We start from the raw sequence: 17,382 nt of genomic DNA on the forward strand, positions 1-17,382 counted from the left end.
CCTGATCGAACCGCTTGCGTGCGGCGGCCGTTGTGGTGGCGCCGGTCACGGTGTGTCCACTGGTTCGCGCTCTGCGCTTCGCAGATGCGTCGGCTCGGCCGAAACGTAGCGGTTTTCGGCCCGAAACAACTCCACCTCCACCGTGTGCACCTGACCTGCCGCCCGCACTGCTATCGTCGCCGTACCCGTCTGCGTCACAAGGACATTGGCGTGTCCCCGGTAGGGCGCATCCGGTTCGCCGACGGAGATGAGCGTGTTCGGACGGGGCGCAGGGGTAACGGTGCCGTCGACGACACTGACCGTGGTGCCCGACACCGGCTTGGCCCGATCGCTGACGACGATGTCGGGCATCCGAACGCTGTTCCACCGCTGCATATTTCGGGTATGCACCGTGATACGCTCGCCGGCTCCGGTCAGACGCACGACAATCCGCTTGGCCAACGCATCCTCGGCGGCAATGTGCACGCGGCTGAACTCCCCGGGATCGTCCAACGGCAACAGCAACCGATTTCCCCCACCGACCTTGCCGAGCAGCACCCCCGACGGCCCGATCGGGACAACGAGCGGACCGTTCAACCGCCCCCTGCGAATTCCGCGCAGCGCTGGCATAGGACCGCACATGTTGGCCGAGATGGCCTGGGCCTGCTCGCCCGGCAACGTCTGCAGCGTCATGCTCGGCGGTGCCGTCGGTGGCTGTGCGCTGCGAACCGTCAAGCTTGCGGTGGCGGTGCCGTCACCGAAAAGCGTGATGTTCTGGATGATTCCGTCGGCACGCGCCGACCAGGCCTGTGCCAACTTCTCCGTCGTGATGTCGCCCGGCCGGTACCAGTAGGTCGTCAACCAACCGCCGTCGCCACGGGCCGAGCGCCACCGCCTATTCATCACCTGGAGCGCCGAACGTCCCAATCTTCGCTCCAGCTCGACCATGTCGGTAGCGGTCGCGACCTTCGCGCGGATGCCCTGTTGTCGCATGGCAGCACTGATCCGCTGCCCGACGGCCAGGGTCGCGGTACCAACCGAGGTGCGCCATTGCAATGCCTCGGCGTTATCGAGCGCGCAGATGCGCACGATGAGCCAGGTTTCCCGCTGACCGGCATACGGTGGTGTGCCGATCAGCGTGTCGTACACCCGCGGGTAATCACCGGTGCTTCGCCGTCGGGCTCCCGCACTGACCACGCTGAGCGAATCCACCTGCAACCCAAGGCTTTGACACAGCATCGGCTGTAAATCGGTTATGTCGAAGGCATTTTCAGTGAACGCCGCGGTCGCTCCGGTGAACAAGGTCGGCGTATGGGCCTTGCCGAGCAGTTGCACCGCGACCACAGCTACGCCGTCCTGGAAGCGGACGCCGCCTCCGGCACGGTCGTTGGCCACCGTACGCGGCTCGGTCCACTGAATAGGCCGTCTGCGCTGCAGCCACAGGATCAACCATGACCACAACGGCTGACCTCGCCAGGGTATGACGCCGGAGGCCAATCCGATCGCCAAACCGGCTGCGGCGCCGAGGTATCCGTCGACCGCCCAGCCCGCCAGGGTCGCTACAAAGACGCCGACGATGACCGCCAGCCTGGTCGCGGCGCTCATCGCTCCCGCCGAACGCGGGCGATCAGCGATGCCATTACGACCGCAGCCACAACCACACCGGCGAACGTGATCGCGATGTTGCGGGCGCGGTGGTCGGGCGGGGGCGGCGGGGCGGCCGGCGTAAGCACCCGGTTGTGCGCCGCGGGTGGAAGTCGCTCGCCCGCAGGCACATCGAAGGTCAGCGCCGCCACCGGATCGACCACCCCGTAACCGACCTGATTGTCGACGCCGCGTGGCGGGTTGTGCGCCGTCTGCACAATCCGGTTGATGATCTGATGGGCCGACAGGCCCGGATACTTGGCCCGTACCAACGCGGCCACCCCGCTGACGTAGGCCGCTGAGAAGCTGGTACCCCAGATTGGCATGTTCTTGTCACCCGGGTGGATCGGCGGGTAGGCATTGACCGGCCCTCCGGTTTGCGGGGACAGCCCCATGATTCCGACGCCAGGTGCCGCGGCGGCCACCCATGGCCCCGCCAGGCTCTTAGTGATCGGGGCGCCCGTGTTGTCCACCGCGCCAACCGATAACACGTAGTCGGAAAACCAGGATGGCGATGACACCGTCTTGACCTGATGCCAGTCGCGGGGGTCGGTCGCGTTCAACGGATCGAACAACGGGTTTTGGGCACAGCCATCTTCGCTGTCGTTACCAGCCGCGGCGACGATCACCGCGTCTTTCACGGTGGCGGCGTACCAGACTGCCGCGCCGATTGCGCCTTGGTCGAGTGGGTCAGCCGCCGACACACACGATGTCACGCTGATGTTGATCACCTTGGCGCCCATGTTGGCGGCGTGCACGATTGCGCTGGCAAGGGTCGCGATCGATCCGGCCTTCCTGCGCACCTCCATGTCGCCCGGCCCCGGATTGACCGGTTCGAAAGCACGCGACGACTGGCGGATAGACATGATCACCGCATGCGGCGCGACGCCGACGACGCCGTCGGGCGCGCCTGGGGGCGGTGGTGGCACCTCGGGATCGTCGGGCGGGCCGTTGCCCGGATCCCCTGGGGCATTGGAGGGTTCATCCGGCGGCGGCGGTGGTGGCGGTGCCGGTTTCGTCTCGGTGATGGTCACCGGGGTCGGCGGCGGTGGGGGCGCCGGTGGCGGCGGTGGTCCTCCCGGAGGCGGTGGCGCCGAGTCGGTCGCCGGCGGCGCTGCCGGCGGAGGAAACGCCGGAGCGCTCGGCATCGGGGCGGGCACCGGGCTGCCCTGCGGGGCGGCGCCGATCACCGATGCCACGATGGTGCCGTGCGCGTCGCAGTCCATCAGACCATCGCCGCCCATGATGTAGTCGCCGCCGGGCACGACCCGCAGCCGCGGACTGGGGTTGATCCCGGTGTCGATGATGGCCACTGGCACCCCGTTGCCGGTCGAGTACTGCCAGGCCTTGCTGATGTTCAGCATCGTGAAACCTGGTGCGGTAACGGCCAGGTTGGGATCGGCGACGGTTATCGTTCGCGCGCAGGTATTGCTTTGACGCATCGGCTGGTCCGGTCCCGGCTTGCCGTCTGCCGGCACTCGGGCGGGATCGACGCTCGGCGGCGGAATCGCTTGTGCTGCAGGAAGGGTCGCTAGCATTGTGACGAGCACGCCCACCCCTGCCAGCGCGGAGACGCGCCTGGTCAATCGACGGGTCATCGCATGCGCACCCAGGTGAACAGTCCACCGATCCAGGCCGCCAGCGGCAGCGCGACGATAATGGCTGCTATCTCTAGCCATTCCGCGGTCATCCGCACCAGTGGCGTGAACCTGGTAATCGGCACCAGCAGCGCCGACAGCAAGCCGGCGCCGCCGAATGCGACCAGCACCAGCGCACCCCACGGCATCGAGTGACCCGATGCGGCGGGTTCGTGCACAACGTATTTGACAACACCCACGCAGGTCGCCGCGGCGGCACCGCACACCAGAGCCACGGCCTGCCGCTTGTCGGCGAACGCCCGGCCGCGGCTGATGAAGATCACCACGAACAGCCCGGCCAGCAGCGCGGCCGCGTTACCGCGGTCGCGACCCGGCATCAGGGTGGCCCACACCGCGGCCGGTAGCGCCAGCCCGGCCGCGACGCAAATGCCGGTCAACACGTGATTAGCTCGGACCGCGGCTGCCGCGATCCGAGCCCCGCGCGGCGTGGTGTCGGGATTGACGTCGTCCTCGGTGCCCTCAGCCGCGTCGGTCACCGGTGAAACCGCGTCGGCGGGCAAACCGGCGCTGCGACGGAACAAGTCACGTCCGGTGATGGATCCGAAGTATGGAGGCCGGATCCGGGCCACCCAAAGTGCAATCGTCGGGGCCAGCGTAAGCACCAGCAGCAAACCGACCAGCGTGCACATGCCGAGCCACTGGCTAGGAACCGGCCACCACATCCTGACGGCGGCGACCGCACCACCGAGTCCGCACAGTGTCACCACCGTTGACGCCACATCGATGTGGCGGCGCGTCGCCGCGGCAATACCCCACGTCAGCACCCCAACCGCGAGTGCCGCGATGAATACGTGCGCGGACCCGAGGTTGCCCGGTGCGACGCCGCCGATGGCTACCGCGAGCAACGGCACTGCTAGCCACCCGAACCCATCGAGCATGTCGTCGCGCTGCGGCCACCATCGCCACACCGCAACAGCGCCACCGGCGGCCAGCAGACCAACACTGCCGGTAACGATGCTGGGCATCAGGGAGTCGCTGCAAAGGCGTTGGCGCACAGCCAATCCCAATACCGTCGCCGCGACCATGGCCAGGATGGCCAACGCCGTGTGCGCTGCGGTTTGTACCGTGACCTGTTCGAAGAGGGACTTTGCGACCCGAGCCAGCCCGGTGGACAACGATTCGTACTGCGGTTCGAAGGACTCACCCTCGGCCGCGGGAACCAGGGCAAGCGTGGCGCCGTCCTCGACGCCGAGTTCATCGAGGGTTTTGGTGACGTCCAGGCGCACGCCGTTTGCCTTGTGCAGTTCGTATCCGACGCCCGACACCAGCCCGGGCAGGCCCCGGCGCTTGAGCTCGTCGTTAAGCAGCTCGACGACGTTGTCAATGAACACCTCGATCGGCACGGATGCCGGATATACCTGCGAGACGAGGTGCTCTCCACATACGACAGCAACGGCACAACGAGCCGGAAACGAAACTTTGGCCATTAACGCGGCCTGTTAGCATCTGGAACATACTTGTCGGCCAGCGTTGCTGTGATTTCGAATAGCCGTAGGCGCGTCTTTTTCTTCAGCTCGTGCCGGGTGTCGATTATCCCGCCTTTTGCGAGATACGGATCGTAGGGCATGAATTCCACGGTCGCCCCGGACTGACCGAAACGCTCAGTGAGATAGCTCCGCGCGTCCGGATCGTATTTATTGCGGCTGTCGTTCAATACGACCGTGCTGCGTGACACCAATTCGTGGTAACCCATCGAACGCAATAGGTCGATCGCGCGCGTCACAGGTAGCGAGGTGTCCGCCGTCAGGCCGGACACGAAAACCAGCGTGTCACAGGAATCGAGCACGGCTTTCATCACCGGGTGTTCGAGGTCGTCAGAGGTGTCCACCACGATGACGGTATGTGTGCGCCGCAGCCGCGACAGCACTCCGGTGAACATCGACGGAACCAGCGGTCGCGGCTGGTCCGACGCGCGGTTCCCGGCCAGCACGTCCAAGCCGATGCTGTTCTGCCCCAAGTGTTCCCGGATGTCCGCGTAGCCCTGGACATCGGTGTCGTTCAGAACCGCCGAGTAATCTCCCGGCGGGGATTCGTCGATGCGTCCGGCTAACGTTCCGAAGCCGGGTGCCGCATCGACCGCGACGACATTATCCGGCCGGCATTCCCGGAACACAGCGCCGATGCATGCGGTCATCGTGGTCTTTCCGACGCCACCCTTTCCCGAGACCACACCGATGACATATTGCTTGCGGATGTGGCGCCGGATCCGCCCCTGCAATTCTCGGTAATGTCTTTCGGCTGGCGATTCGCCCAGGTTTACGGTTCGGAAAGATGCACCGTATAGGAGCTTTCGCCACCCGGCACCGGGCGGGATTTTGCGAGGGGCAACCATATCGGAGATGCGTAATGTACCCGACACGGAATTCTGATGATGGTAACTCGCACCGGGTGTTTCTGGCTGGGTAGTCCCGGCTTCATCAGGAGATGCTGATGCCGCTTTCCATGAACTTGTCACGACACAACTACTAACACTTGACGATACCTCTCAACTACACAACTTTTCGGTACGAATACCATTCTTGATCGGCGGGCAAGCGCCGCACCATGTGGTTGATCGCGGCGGCAATGTTGCTCTTTGTCCCGGGCGCGATGATCATCCATTTCTTCCCCGCGGAAAGGACGTCCTCGGCGACCAGCCGTCCTTCCGGGGTGTCGATGATGGTTACCGCGCTCCCGTCGATGTGTGTCCGTCGGGCCCGGCCGGTCGCCACGCCGGACTGCATCGCGACGATCGAGGCCTGGGCGGACTGGCTCGGATCGGCGGCGACCGTCAGCGTCCGTAGCTGATCGGCCTCGAGCCGCTGATCGGCCAAGAAGGCGCCCAACGCCTCTTGATTGGACGCCGCCGCGCGCAGTGCGTCCGCGTCCAGGGTGACCGGCCGCAATGCTGCCGCCGTGTTTTCTCCGCACAGCCGCTCGATCTGCGCCGTGAGCAAGGTGCTGGCTACGCCTTCTGCGTTGGCGGTTCCCGCCCCACTGATGCGGATGAGATCGGCGGACCGTTCCATGACCACCCACCACTGCGCGAATCTGGCCAGCAGCACCCGCGCCGGTTCGTCCTCGCCGGGCGTGCGGATCTGGATGAATAGCGAGATGTCGCGGCGGGATAGGACGGTCAACCACTCCACCACAGTGCTATCCACCGTGTCCGACTCGTCGACAATCCCTGCCGCCCTTAAGTCAGCCGTCACGGGGTGTTCCAACGCCAGGCGCTTGGGTTCCACGCTGGGCAGGTACGGCCGCAGGCCGAGCTCGGGCGCTAGGGTCTCAATGCCCGTGAGCACTTGCAGGGCCCATAGCCCATCGACGGTGGTGGTTAACACGGTGTCCTCAACATAGGCCGGGGGCGCACGCGCCGCGTGCGCCCTCCAAGCCTCTTCACAAGTCCTTGACAGTTGTTACGCGAACAACGTGCCCATCTGTGCGTCACACGCCTGGGCCATCTCGTCCACGTTATGCACGGTGTGGGCGTGCCGGCTGACGGTCTGGATCAGGTCTTCCAGCCCGCGCAGCATCTGTTGCTGGGCATCGAAGAAGGCGGTTGCGCCGTGTCCCTGGAAGAAGTCACCGAGGGCCTGGGTGAGGTTGAGGACATCGCTGTGGATTTCCATCAACTGTGCTGCCTGCGACCCGACCTCGCCGGCGAAGCCGACGACGGCGCCGTGGTTGTACACAATCTGATCTGCCATGACAGTGGTTCCTTACTTGGATAGGTCCGTGGGGATGGGGACGGCAGCGCTCGACCTAGACGGCGTGGGCGCCACCGCCGAAGACACCGTTGAGGTTGTGGGAGGCGTCGGCTTCGTGGTTTTCCATCAGCACTGCCGCCTGACCAAGGCCATGAGCGAGCCGCTGCCCGCCGGTCATGATCTGCTGCAGGTCGTGGTGGATCTGGCCGGCGGTGTTGAGGGACGTCGCGCCGGCATCGCCGGCCCACCCGGTGGCGCTGATGATGTTCTCGTGGCCACTCAAATACTGGTTGGCGATCGCAGCGGCCTCCTGCAATCGCGCTTCAATTCGTTGCTGGGTGCTCCGCAGCAGTTCCGGAGTGACGACCGTCGCATTTGCCATTATTTACGTCTCCCTCAATTAATTGCACTTCCCGGACCGGGATCTGGGTAAAACTAGAACAACCGCAACCAGCTGTCACTTCACTTCTCCCCAGGGCTACACCCGGCCCGAACAGGCTGTTTAGCACACACGAGAATTGACCGCGTGTCAAACGGTGGAGGCGCACGCTGACTTCGGCATTGCCGGTGAGAGCGCCCAGTGGCGCGGCCACCCTGTCTCCGCAGGTTAGCTGGGTCTCACAACGGGGTGGCGCCGTCGGCGCTGCCGTCGCCGTCGGTGTCGGTCAACCGTACGTTCCAGCGACCGTCGCCGTCGGTGTCGACGTATCCGGTTACGCCATCGTCGCCGGCACACAGCACCCGGTCGGCCATCCCATCACCGTCGGCATCAAGCAGCAGGTCGTCGGGCTGACCGTGGCCGTCGAAGTCGACCAAAGGACCGCCGGTGTGCTCGACGCCGTCAAGCCCGAACCACCGCAATGAGCCGCGGTGGTCGACGGCGACCGCCCACGTGCCCGATCCGTCGTCGGTGAAGAAGCTTTCCGGAGTGCCGTCGTTATCGAGGTCGAGAACGGCGTGGTCGGCCACGCCGTCACCGTCGAGGTCCGCCAGCGCGTCGTCGCGCATGCCGTCACCGTCGAAGTCCAGGCCGATCGCGTCGAGCCGACCGTCATCGTCCAAGTCGAGGTCGGGCGCCCGATTCCAGATCGCAGCCGAGCCGTCGTTGGCGCCCATGCAGTACTCCACGACCGTTTGGACGCGGCGCCGCGGTTACGGGTTCCCTCTGGCCCGCCACCACTCCAGCAGCTCGGCCGTCGCCTCTTCGGTGGTCAGCGGCCCGCGGTCCAACCGCAGCTCTTTGAGGTAGCGCCACGCCTCACCGACCTGCGGGCCCGCCGGGATCCCGAGCAGCTCCATGATTTGGTTGCCGTCCAGATCGGGGCGCACCCGGTCCAGATCCTCCTGGGCGGCCAGTTCGGCGATGCGCTCCTCGAGCCGGTCATAGTTGGCCCGCAGCCGGGCGGCGCGGCGCTGGTTGCGGGTCGTGCAGTCCGCACGCACCAGCTTGTGCAGCCGCGGCAGCAGATGACCGGCGTCGGTGACGTAGCGGCGCACCGCGGAATCGGTCCACTTTCCTTCGCCGTAGCCGTGGAACCGCAGATGCAGATACACCAGCTGCGAAATGTCGTCGACCAGCTGTTTGGAGTACTTCAGCGCGCGCAACCGCTTGCGCACCATCTTGGCGCCGACGACCTCGTGATGGTGAAAGCTCACGCCGCCGTCGGGTTCGTGGCGCCGGGTGGCGGGCTTGCCGATGTCGTGCAGCAGTGCCGCCCAGCGCAGCACCAGATCCGGACCGTCGTCCTCCAGCGCGATGGCTTGGCGCAGCACCGTCAGCGAATGCTGGTAGACGTCCTTGTGCTGGTGGTGTTCGTCGATGGCCATCCGCATGCCGCCGATCTCGGGCACCACCACCGCACCCATTCCGGTCTCGACCAGCAGGTCGATGCCGGCGACCGGGTCATCGCCCAGCAGCGTCTTGTCCAGTTCGGCCGCCACCCGTTCGGCGCTGATGCGGGCCAGCTGTGGGGCCATCTCCTCGATCGCCGCCCGCACCCGAGGTGCCGCGGTGAACCTGAGTTGCGAGACGAACCGCGCCGCGCGCAGCATCCGCAACGGGTCGTCGCCGAAAGACACCGACGGCGCCGCGGGGGTGTCCAGCACCCTGGCCCGCAGCGCGGCCAAACCCCTTAGCGGATCAAGGAATTCGCCGGGGCCGGTCGGCGTGATCCGCACGGCCATCGCGTTGACGGTGAAGTCGCGGCGGACTAGGTCCCCGTCGAGGGTGTCGCCGAAACGCACCTCTGGATGGCGCGATACCTGGTCGTAGGTATCAGCGCGGAACGTGGTGAACTCCAGTCGTTGTCCACCCTTGTCCACGCCGACCGTGCCGAACTCGATGCCGGTGTCCCACACCGCATCGGCGAACGGCCTCACGATTTTCTGTACCTGTTCGGGACGGGCGTCGGTGGTGAAATCCAGGTCGGGACTCAACCGACCCAGCACCGCATCGCGGACCGAACCGCCGACCAGGTACACCTCGTGCCCCGCAGCGGCGAACGCTGACCCCAGTTCGCGCAGCAAAGCGACGTGCTGATGCAGGGTGACCGCGGCGGCGGTCAGCAGGTCGGCGTCTTGGGCGGGTTCAGCCACGTTCGATCAGCCTAGTCGGGCGACGATGCGGGCCGGGACGGCCCGCTGAGGAGCCCGACAATCAAGCCCCGTCCGACGACGATGCGGGCCGGGACGGCCCGAGGAGGAGGCGGACACCAGGCCCCGTCGGACGACGATGCGGCCTCTGAATCGAGTGTGCGTTCACGGCTTTGAGTGGGCGTCCAGGGCGGGCGTTTCGCCGATCCGTCGCCCTCGAATCACGCTGGAAGCCCTAGACGCACACTCAACCCGGCTCACCCGATCTTTTTGACCAGGGCTACCCCGCAGCAGCAAGTCGGGGCGTTGTCGCAGGCGCAGTCGCACGTCGAGGATGCGCCCTTGGTCACCGTCACCTCGCATCCACAGTTTGCGTTCGCGCAGCTGAAGACATCACCTTCCGGTAGCGCCATCGCGGACCCCTCTCTCCGTTGTGTCGTGCTCGGTATACCGGCGACGCTAGAACCTGCACCCGGGGGCAAGGTCAACAATGGGTGCGAGGAGGTGTCAGCAATGACGCATCCGGGTTTGACCATCGGAGCGGCTGCCCGGGCCGCGGGCGTCACTTGCAAGGCGGTACGGGTGTACGAGGCCAAGGGCCTACTGCCCGCGGCCACGCGGACGGTCAACGGCTACCGGCGTTACGACAAACGCGACGTCGACCTGCTGACCTTCGTCCGCCGTGCGCGTGCCCTAGGCCTGCACCTCGACGACATTCGCAAGATCCTCGCCACCCGTAACGATGGCATCGCGCCGTGCGCCACCGTCCGCGACCTGCTCGACGCCCGCATCGCCGAGCTCGACAACACCGTGGCCGAGCTGCACGCGCTCCGCGAAACGCCGGTCCAAACCAGAGATCGCGCCGTGCGACGAGCAGCCCAGCACCATCTGTGGGATCATCGAGGACACCGCCGCCTTGGCGTGAACCCGGAGGCCCATCGACAAGCACCAGAATTGGGTACTCCGCACCCGTCGCGCATCCCGCGACCGGCGAGTAAGTCAGGAAGACCCGCCCGTGCCAGCTAATATCGCTTGAGTGTCCGACGGCGAACAAGCTAAACCACGTCGACGCCGGAGCCGGCGCCGCGGTCGTGGCCGTGCGGGTTCAGCCCAGAATCATACGGACGGTCACCCCGTGGGCGACGCCGCCCCGACCCCAGCTCCGACTCCAGCAAAGGCGAAACCGCGCCGGCCGGGCCGCGGTCCGGACCGGATGCGCACCGTGCACGAGACTTCGGCTGGCGGGCTGGTCATCGACGGCATCGACGGGCCGCGCGACGCGCAGGTCGCAGCGCTGATTGGGCGCGTCGACCGACGCGGACGGATGTTGTGGTCGCTGCCCAAGGGCCACATCGAGCTTGGCGAGACCGCTGAGCAGACCGCCATTCGCGAGGTTGCGGAGGAGACCGGAATTCGCGGGAGCGTCCTTGCCGCGCTGGGACGCATCGACTACTGGTTCGTCACCGATGGCCGGCGGGTGCACAAGACCGTGCACCACTACTTGATGCGGTTCTTGGGCGGCGAACTGTCCGATGAAGACCTCGAGGTCGCCGAAGTGGCGTGGGTCCCGATTCGGGAACTACCGTCCCGGCTGGCTTACGCCGATGAACGTCGCTTGGCGGAAGTGGCCGACGAACTGATCGACAAGCTGCAGAGCGACGGCCCGGCCGCGCTTCCGCCGCTACCACCCAGCTCGCCCCGGCGGCGGCCGCAAACGCATTCGCGGACCCGTCACGCCGACGGACCCGCCGCGGGCCGGAAGAACGGTCACGGGCCAGGGTCGTGACCGGGTCGCGACTTCGGTGGGCCAGGTTGCTGCGATTGGCCGCGGTGATCGGCGTCCTAGCTGGCTTTTCGGCGGTGCTTACCGGACCCGCCGCACCGCGCGCGACGGCGGGCGAGCCCAGCCCGACGCCTTTTGTCCAGGTCCGAATCGACCAGGTGACCCCGGACCTGGTCACCACCACCAGTGAACCCGTCGTCACCGTCAGCGGCATGGTGACCAATATCGGTGACCGGCCCGTCAAGGACGTGATGGTTCGGCTGGAGCACGCGCCGGCCATCACATCGTCAGCCGGCTTGCGGACCTCGCTCGACGGCAGCACCGACCAGTACCAGCCGGCCGCAGACTTCCTCACGGTGGCCCCCGAATTGCAGCGCGGGCAGGGGGCCGGCTTTACCCTGTCGGCCCCGCTGCGCTCTCTGACCAAGCCGTCGTTAGCCATCGACCAGCCGGGTATCTTCCCGGTCCTGGTCAACGTCAACGGGACACCGGACTACGGAGCGCCGGCCCGACTCGACAACGCGCGGTTCCTGCTGCCGGTGGTCGGGGTGCCACCCGACCGAGCCGGCGACTTCGACTCCGCGGTGGCGCCCGAGACGACGAAGCCAGTGTGGGTCACCATGCTGTGGCCGCTGGCCGACCGGCCCCGGTTGGCCCCCGGCGTGCCCGGTGGCACGATCCCGGTGCGCTTGGTCGATGACGACTTGGCCACCTCGCTGGCCAATGGCGGCCGCCTGGACATCCTTCTCGCCGCGGCCGAACTCGCCACGAGCCGCGATGTCGACCCGGACGGCGCCGTCGGGCGGGCGCTGTGCCTGGCCGTCGATCCGGATCTGCTCGTCACGGTCAACGCGATGACCGCCGGCTACGTGGTGTCCAACTCCCCCGACGGCCCCGCTCAACTTCCGGGTACCCCCACCCGCCCGGGCACCGGCCAGGCCGCGGCGATCAGCTGGCTCAATCGGTTGCGCGCGCTCGCCCACCGGACCTGCGTGGCTCCGCTGCCCTACGCGCAAGCCGATCTGGATGCCTTGCAGCGTGTCAACGATCCCCGACTGAGCTCCATCGCCACCATCAGCACCGGCGACATCGTCGACCGCATCCTGGACGTCACCTCCACACGCGGCGCAACCCTGGTGCCCGACGGTCCCTTGACCGGCCGCGCGGTCAACCTGATCAGCACAGCCGGCAGCATGGTCGCGATCGCGGCCGCGAATGTCTCTGCCCAGGATTCCGTTAATGGCCGCCCCGGCAGTGCCGATACCTCGCCTCGGCGGTTATCGCCGCAGCTGGTCGGCGTGCCGTTCGACCCCGCCGTCGGCGCGGCCCTGGCCGCGGCGGGAACCAACCCGATCGTCCCCACCTATCTCGACTCCTCGCTGTCGGTTCGGATCACCCATGACTCGGCCACCGCTCGTCGTCAGGACGCTATAGGAGCCATGCTGTGGCGCGGCTTGGCGCCGGAGGCGGCTCCGCGCACCCAGGTCCTGGTTCCGCCGGCGTCGTGGAATCTGCAGAGCGACGACGCACAGGTGATTCTGACTGCGTTGGCTACCACCATCCGGTCCGGCATGGCGGTGCCGAGGCCGCTACCAGCGGTGCTCGCTGACGCGGCGACCCACACCGAACCGCCCGCGGCGCCCGGCTCCTACGACGCCGTGCGGGGTCGGTTCAACGACGACATCACCGCCCAGATCAGCGGCCAGGTCGGTCGGCTGTGGAAACTGACCTCGGCGTTGACCACCGATGAACGAACCGGGCTCACCGGAGTGCAGTACACCGCTCCGCTGCGCGAGGACATGCTGCGGGCCTTGAGCCAGTCGGTTCCGCCCGATACCCGCAACGGGTTGGCCCAGCAGCGACTGGCGGTCGTCGGTACCACGATCGATGACTTCTTCGGTGCGGTCACGATCGTCAACCCGGGCGGCTCCTACACCCTGGCCACCGAGCACAGTCCGCTGCCGTTGGCACTGCACAACGGCCTTGCCGTTCCCGTTCGGGTCAAGCTGCAGGTCGATGCGCCGCCCGGGATGACGGTCACCGACGTCGGCCAGATCGAATTGCCACCGGGATACCTGCCGCTGCGGGTGCCGGTCGAAGTGAACTTCACCCAGCGGGTGGCCATCGACGTGGCGCTGAAGACGCCGGACGGCACGGCACTAGGTGCGCCGGTCCGGTTGTCGGTGCACTCCAACGCCTACGGCAAGGTGCTGTTTGCGATCACGCTGACCGCGGCGGCGGTGTTGGTGGCGCTCGCGGGACGACGGCTTTGGCACCGGTTCCGGGGCCAGCCCGACCGTGCCGACCTGGATCGCCCCGACCCGCCACACGCCAGGCACGCCGAGCAGCGCCGGCCGGTAGAGCGGCGAGTCGACGAAGAGCACAGGGTATGAAACCCGCCCGGCGGCGGGTGCAGCCACCGCCGCAGCGTCCCGGACACGCACAGCCGCCGGCACACCCGTACTCCCAGCCACGAGGCCCCGTCCCGCCGCCGGGCCTGCCGCCCCGCCCGGGATGGACACCACAACAGCCACCTCAACGCAAGCCCGAACTGTCCGACGCCGCACTGGTGTCGCGGTCGTGGGGCATGGCGTTCGCGACGCTGATCAGCCGGCTCACCGGGTTTGCCCGGATTGTGCTGCTGGCCGCGATCCTGGGTGCGGCGTTGGCCAGTTCCTTCTCGGTGGCCAATCAGCTGCCGAACCTGGTCGCGGCCCTGGTGCTGGAGGCGACGTTTACCGCGATCTTTGTCCCGGTGCTCGCCCGCGCCGAGCAGGACGACCCCGATCGCGGCGCCGCGTTCGTGCGCCGGCTGGTGACGTTGGCCACCACCTTGCTGCTGGCAGCCACGGCACTCTCGGTGCTGGCCGCGCCCTTGCTGGTGCGATTGATGCTGGGCCGCGACCCCCAGGTCAACGAACCGCTAACCACCGCTTTCGCCTACCTGTTGCTCCCCCAGGTCCTGGCCTACGGCCTGTCCGCGGTGTTCATGGCGATCCTGAACACCCGCAACGTGTTCGGGCCGCCGGCGTGGGCCCCCGTCGTCAACAACGTTGTGGCGATCGCGACCCTGGCGGTGTATCTGGCGGTCCCCGGCGAACTATCGGTCGACCCCGTGGAGATGGGCAACGCCAAGCTGCTGGTGCTGGGGATCGGCACCACCTTGGGAGTGTTCGCCCAGACCGCGGTGCTGCTGATCGCGATCGGCCGCCAGCACATCAGCCTGCGCCCCTTATGGGGAATCGATCAGCGGCTCAAGCGATTTGGCGCGATGGCGGCCGCGATGGTGTTCTATGTGCTGATCAGTCAGCTCGGCCTGGTCGTCGGAAACCAAATCGCCAGCACGGCCGCGGCTTCCGGTCCGGCGATCTACAACTACACCTGGCTGGTGTTGATGCTGCCGTTCGGCATGATCGGTGTGACCGTGCTGACGGTGGTGATGCCGCGGCTGAGCCGCAACGCTGCCGCCAACGACACCCCCGCCGTCCTCGCCGACCTGTCGCTGGCCACCCGTCTCACCATGATCACCTTGATCCCGACGGTGGCGTTGATGACCGTCGGTGGGCGGGCCATCGGCAGCGCGCTGTTCGCCTACGGCAATTTCGGTGACGTTGACGCCGGCTACCTGGGCGCGGCGATCGCGTTGTCGGCGTTCACGTTGATCCCCTACGCGCTGGTGCTGCTGCAGCTGCGCGTCTTTTACGCCCGGGAGCAACCGTGGACGCCGATCGTGATCATCGTCGTCATCACCACCGTCAAGATCGTCGGTTCGGTGTTGGCGCCGCATCTCACCAGTGACCGTGAACTGGTGGCGGGTTATCTCGGGCTGGCCAACGGTCTCGGATTTCTGGCCGGAGCGATCGGCGGCTACGTGTTGTTGCGTCGCGCGCTGCGACCGCGCGGCGGGAAGTTGGTCGGTGTTGCTGAGGTGCGCACCATCCTGGTGGCGACTGCCGCGTCGCTGCTGGCCAGCCTGATTGCCTATCTGGCCGATCGGCTGCTGGGGCTCGACCAGTTGAGCGCCCACGGCGGCGGTATCGGTTCGCTGCTGCGGCTGGTTGTGGTGGCGATGATCATGCTGCCGATCGTGGCCGCGGTGATGCTGCGCGCGCAGGTTCCCGAGGCGCGGGCGGCGCTGGCCGCTGTCAGGCGGCGGATCGGGGGCCGGCGCGGGCCGAGCAAGCCGACTGCGCCAGATGGATCGTCTCGCCGCAGCCAGGTCACGTACCCTGAGCAGAGAAATTCGTCCCTGCCGGGGCCAAACGCGGTCCAGGAGCCGATCCGGCGCAGACCTCCGGCAACCCCAGCCGGGATAGCGAAAGGACCGGAGGTGACCGACCGCCCATCGGATAGCGCTTCCTCGCACTCCGGACCCGGCACCGAGCGGCCGGTTGCTGACGACTTCCAGCCCGACATTCCGGCAGACCTCGACCGCGGGCCAGGTTCGGTACCCCGCCAGCCTGAACGCAACGGCGATCACGTACCCGCTCCCCGGGGCCCGATTCCATTCGACGCTCCGCGTGAGCGAGGTCCGGAACCTTCGGCGCCGCACGACGAAGTCCACCTGGTTCCCGGCGCCCGCATCGCCAACGGCCGCTACCGGCTGCTGATCAGCCACGGCGGCACACCCCCGCTGCAGTTCTGGCAGGCACTGGACACCGCGCTGGACCGGCAGGTGGCGCTGACCTTCGTCGACCCGAGGGGCACCCTGCCCGACGACGCCTTGCAGGAGATCTTGAGCCGCACCTTGCGGCTGAGCCGGATCGACAAACCCGGTATCGCGCGGGTTCTCGACGTCGTACACACCGGTTCCGGCGGGCTGGTGGTCGCGGAGTGGATCCGCGGCGGCTCCCTGCAGGAAGTGGCCGACACCTCGCCATCACCCGTCGGCGCCATCCGGGCGATGCAGTCGTTGGCCGCCGCCGCCGACGCCGCCCACCGTGCGGGTGTCGCCCTTTCCATCGACCATCCCAGCCGGGTTCGGGTCAGCATCGACGGCGACGTGGTGCTGGCCTACCCGGCCACGATGCCCGACGCCAATCCGCAGGACGACATCCGCGGGATCGGCGCCTCGCTGTATGCGCTCCTGGTCAACCGCTGGCCGTTGCCCGAGTCGGGCACCCGCAGCGGATTGGCGCCGGCCCAGCGCGACGCCGCCGGCAATCCCGTCGAACCCGCCATCGTCGACCGTGACATCCCCTTCCAGATCTCCGCCGTCGCCGTCCGTTCGGTCCAGGAGGACGGCGGGATACGCAGCGCCTCAACGCTGTTGAACCTGCTACAACAGGCGACCGCGGTGGCCGACCGCACCGAGATACTGGGTCCGATCGACGAGGTTCCGCCGCCGGCCGCGCCGCGTGAGCCATCCGTTCGCGGCGCTGGGCCATTCGGCAACCGGCGCCGCAACCTGATCATCGGCGTCACCGCGGCCGCCGCCGTCATCTTGGTGGCACTGCTGGTGCTGGCATCGGTGTTGAACAGGATGTTCGACCTCGGCAACGGCATCAACAAGGACCAGCTCGGTCTCACCGCGCCGACCTCGTCGACGTCGGGGGCGCCCGAGGCTTCCGCGCCGCCCGGCAGCACCGTCAAACCCACCAAGGCCACGGTCTTCTCCCCCGACGGCGAAGCCGATAATCCCGGCGAAGCCGGTCAGGCAATCGACGGCGATCCGGGCAGTGCCTGGCATACCGACATCTACACGGACGCGGTCCCGTTCCCGGGCTTCAAGAACGGGGTCGGGTTGATGTTGCAACTGCCCAAGCCGACGGTGGTCGGGGCGGTCAGCCTCAACGTGTCCAGCACCGGGACGAAGGTGGAGATTCGCTCCGCATCGTCTCCGACCCCGTCGAAGCTGAGCGATACCACCGTGCTGACTTCGGCCACGGCGCTCAAGCCGGGCCGCAACACCATCGCGGTGAAGACGTCGTCGCCGACGTCGAATCTGTTGGTGTGGATTTCCACGTTGGGCACCACCGACGGCAAGAGCCGCGCGGACATCTCTGAACTCACGATCCAAGCCGCATCCTGACCGGGC

Annotated in this window: 12 protein-coding genes and 1 pseudogene; 4 read left to right on the top strand and 9 right to left on the bottom strand. The window is 67.2% G+C overall.

The features are described from left to right. Positions 1–45: 45 nt before the first annotated feature. From eccE to AADZ78_RS27055, 9 genes and pseudogenes are all read right to left on the bottom strand, one after another. Positions 46–1,584, bottom strand: coding sequence for a type VII secretion protein EccE (gene eccE, locus AADZ78_RS27015; RefSeq protein ID WP_085252952.1), 1,539 nt, complete (start codon positions 1,582–1,584; stop codon positions 46–48). Next, entirely contained in the window at positions 1,581–3,221 is a 1,641-nt protein-coding gene (gene mycP / locus AADZ78_RS27020; RefSeq protein WP_085252953.1) for a type VII secretion-associated serine protease mycosin, read from the bottom strand. Before mycP ends, eccE begins: the two co-directional genes overlap by 4 nt. Next, a complete protein-coding gene (eccD, locus tag AADZ78_RS27025) occupies positions 3,218–4,708 on the bottom strand; it encodes a type VII secretion integral membrane protein EccD (protein ID WP_085252954.1) in 1,491 nt (496 codons plus the stop codon). The genes mycP and eccD overlap by 4 nt, the downstream gene beginning before the upstream one ends. Further along, positions 4,708–5,649: pseudogene (locus AADZ78_RS27030) on the bottom strand (MinD/ParA family ATP-binding protein); the annotation flags it as partial. The pseudogene AADZ78_RS27030 and the gene eccD, both read right to left, overlap by 1 nt. Positions 5,650–5,770: 121 nt before the next feature. Then, positions 5,771–6,604 carry an ESX secretion-associated protein EspG gene (locus AADZ78_RS27035; RefSeq protein ID WP_085252956.1) on the bottom strand — a complete coding sequence of 278 codons (834 nt, stop codon included), beginning with the start codon at positions 6,602–6,604 and terminating at the stop codon, positions 5,771–5,773. A gap of 75 nt (positions 6,605–6,679) precedes the next feature. Continuing rightward, positions 6,680–6,970 carry a WXG100 family type VII secretion target gene (locus AADZ78_RS27040; protein ID WP_085252957.1) on the bottom strand — a complete coding sequence of 97 codons (291 nt, stop codon included), beginning with the start codon at positions 6,968–6,970 and terminating at the stop codon, positions 6,680–6,682. Between the two features lie 55 nt (positions 6,971–7,025). Further along, positions 7,026–7,352: a WXG100 family type VII secretion target gene (locus AADZ78_RS27045; protein ID WP_085252958.1), complete on the bottom strand. Its 327-nt coding sequence runs from the start codon at positions 7,350–7,352 to the stop codon at positions 7,026–7,028. A gap of 236 nt (positions 7,353–7,588) precedes the next feature. Beyond that, positions 7,589–8,098, bottom strand: a complete 510-nt coding sequence (locus AADZ78_RS27050; protein ID WP_085252959.1) for a pullulanase — start codon at positions 8,096–8,098, stop codon at positions 7,589–7,591. Positions 8,099–8,122: 24 nt separating this feature from the next. Then, the gene (locus AADZ78_RS27055) at positions 8,123–9,565 is read right to left on the bottom strand and encodes a CCA tRNA nucleotidyltransferase (protein WP_085252960.1); all 1,443 of its coding nucleotides are present in this window, start codon (positions 9,563–9,565) and stop codon (positions 8,123–8,125) included. A gap of 510 nt (positions 9,566–10,075) precedes the next feature. Between AADZ78_RS27055 and AADZ78_RS27060 the strand changes: the two genes are divergently transcribed. The 4 genes from AADZ78_RS27060 (at position 10,076) to AADZ78_RS27075 (ending at position 17,376) form a co-directional block, all read left to right on the top strand. Next, positions 10,076–10,588, top strand: coding sequence for a MerR family transcriptional regulator (locus AADZ78_RS27060; RefSeq protein WP_085252961.1), 513 nt, complete (start codon positions 10,076–10,078; stop codon positions 10,586–10,588). A 10-nt stretch (positions 10,589–10,598) separates the two neighbouring features. Further along, positions 10,599–11,348 carry an NUDIX hydrolase gene (locus tag AADZ78_RS27065; protein WP_085252962.1) on the top strand — a complete coding sequence of 250 codons (750 nt, stop codon included), beginning with the start codon at positions 10,599–10,601 and terminating at the stop codon, positions 11,346–11,348. Further along, the gene (locus AADZ78_RS27070) at positions 11,345–13,738 is read left to right on the top strand and encodes a DUF6049 family protein (RefSeq protein ID WP_085252963.1); all 2,394 of its coding nucleotides are present in this window, start codon (positions 11,345–11,347) and stop codon (positions 13,736–13,738) included. The genes AADZ78_RS27065 and AADZ78_RS27070 overlap by 4 nt, the downstream gene beginning before the upstream one ends. Positions 13,739–13,842: 104 nt before the next feature. Continuing rightward, positions 13,843–17,376, top strand: a complete 3,534-nt coding sequence (locus AADZ78_RS27075; RefSeq protein ID WP_372510605.1) for a lipid II flippase MurJ — start codon at positions 13,843–13,845, stop codon at positions 17,374–17,376. Positions 17,377–17,382 lie beyond the last annotated feature (6 nt).

Origin of the sequence: Mycobacterium riyadhense (assembly GCF_963853645.1) — a bacterium.
GTDB lineage: Bacteria > Actinomycetota > Actinomycetes > Mycobacteriales > Mycobacteriaceae > Mycobacterium > Mycobacterium riyadhense.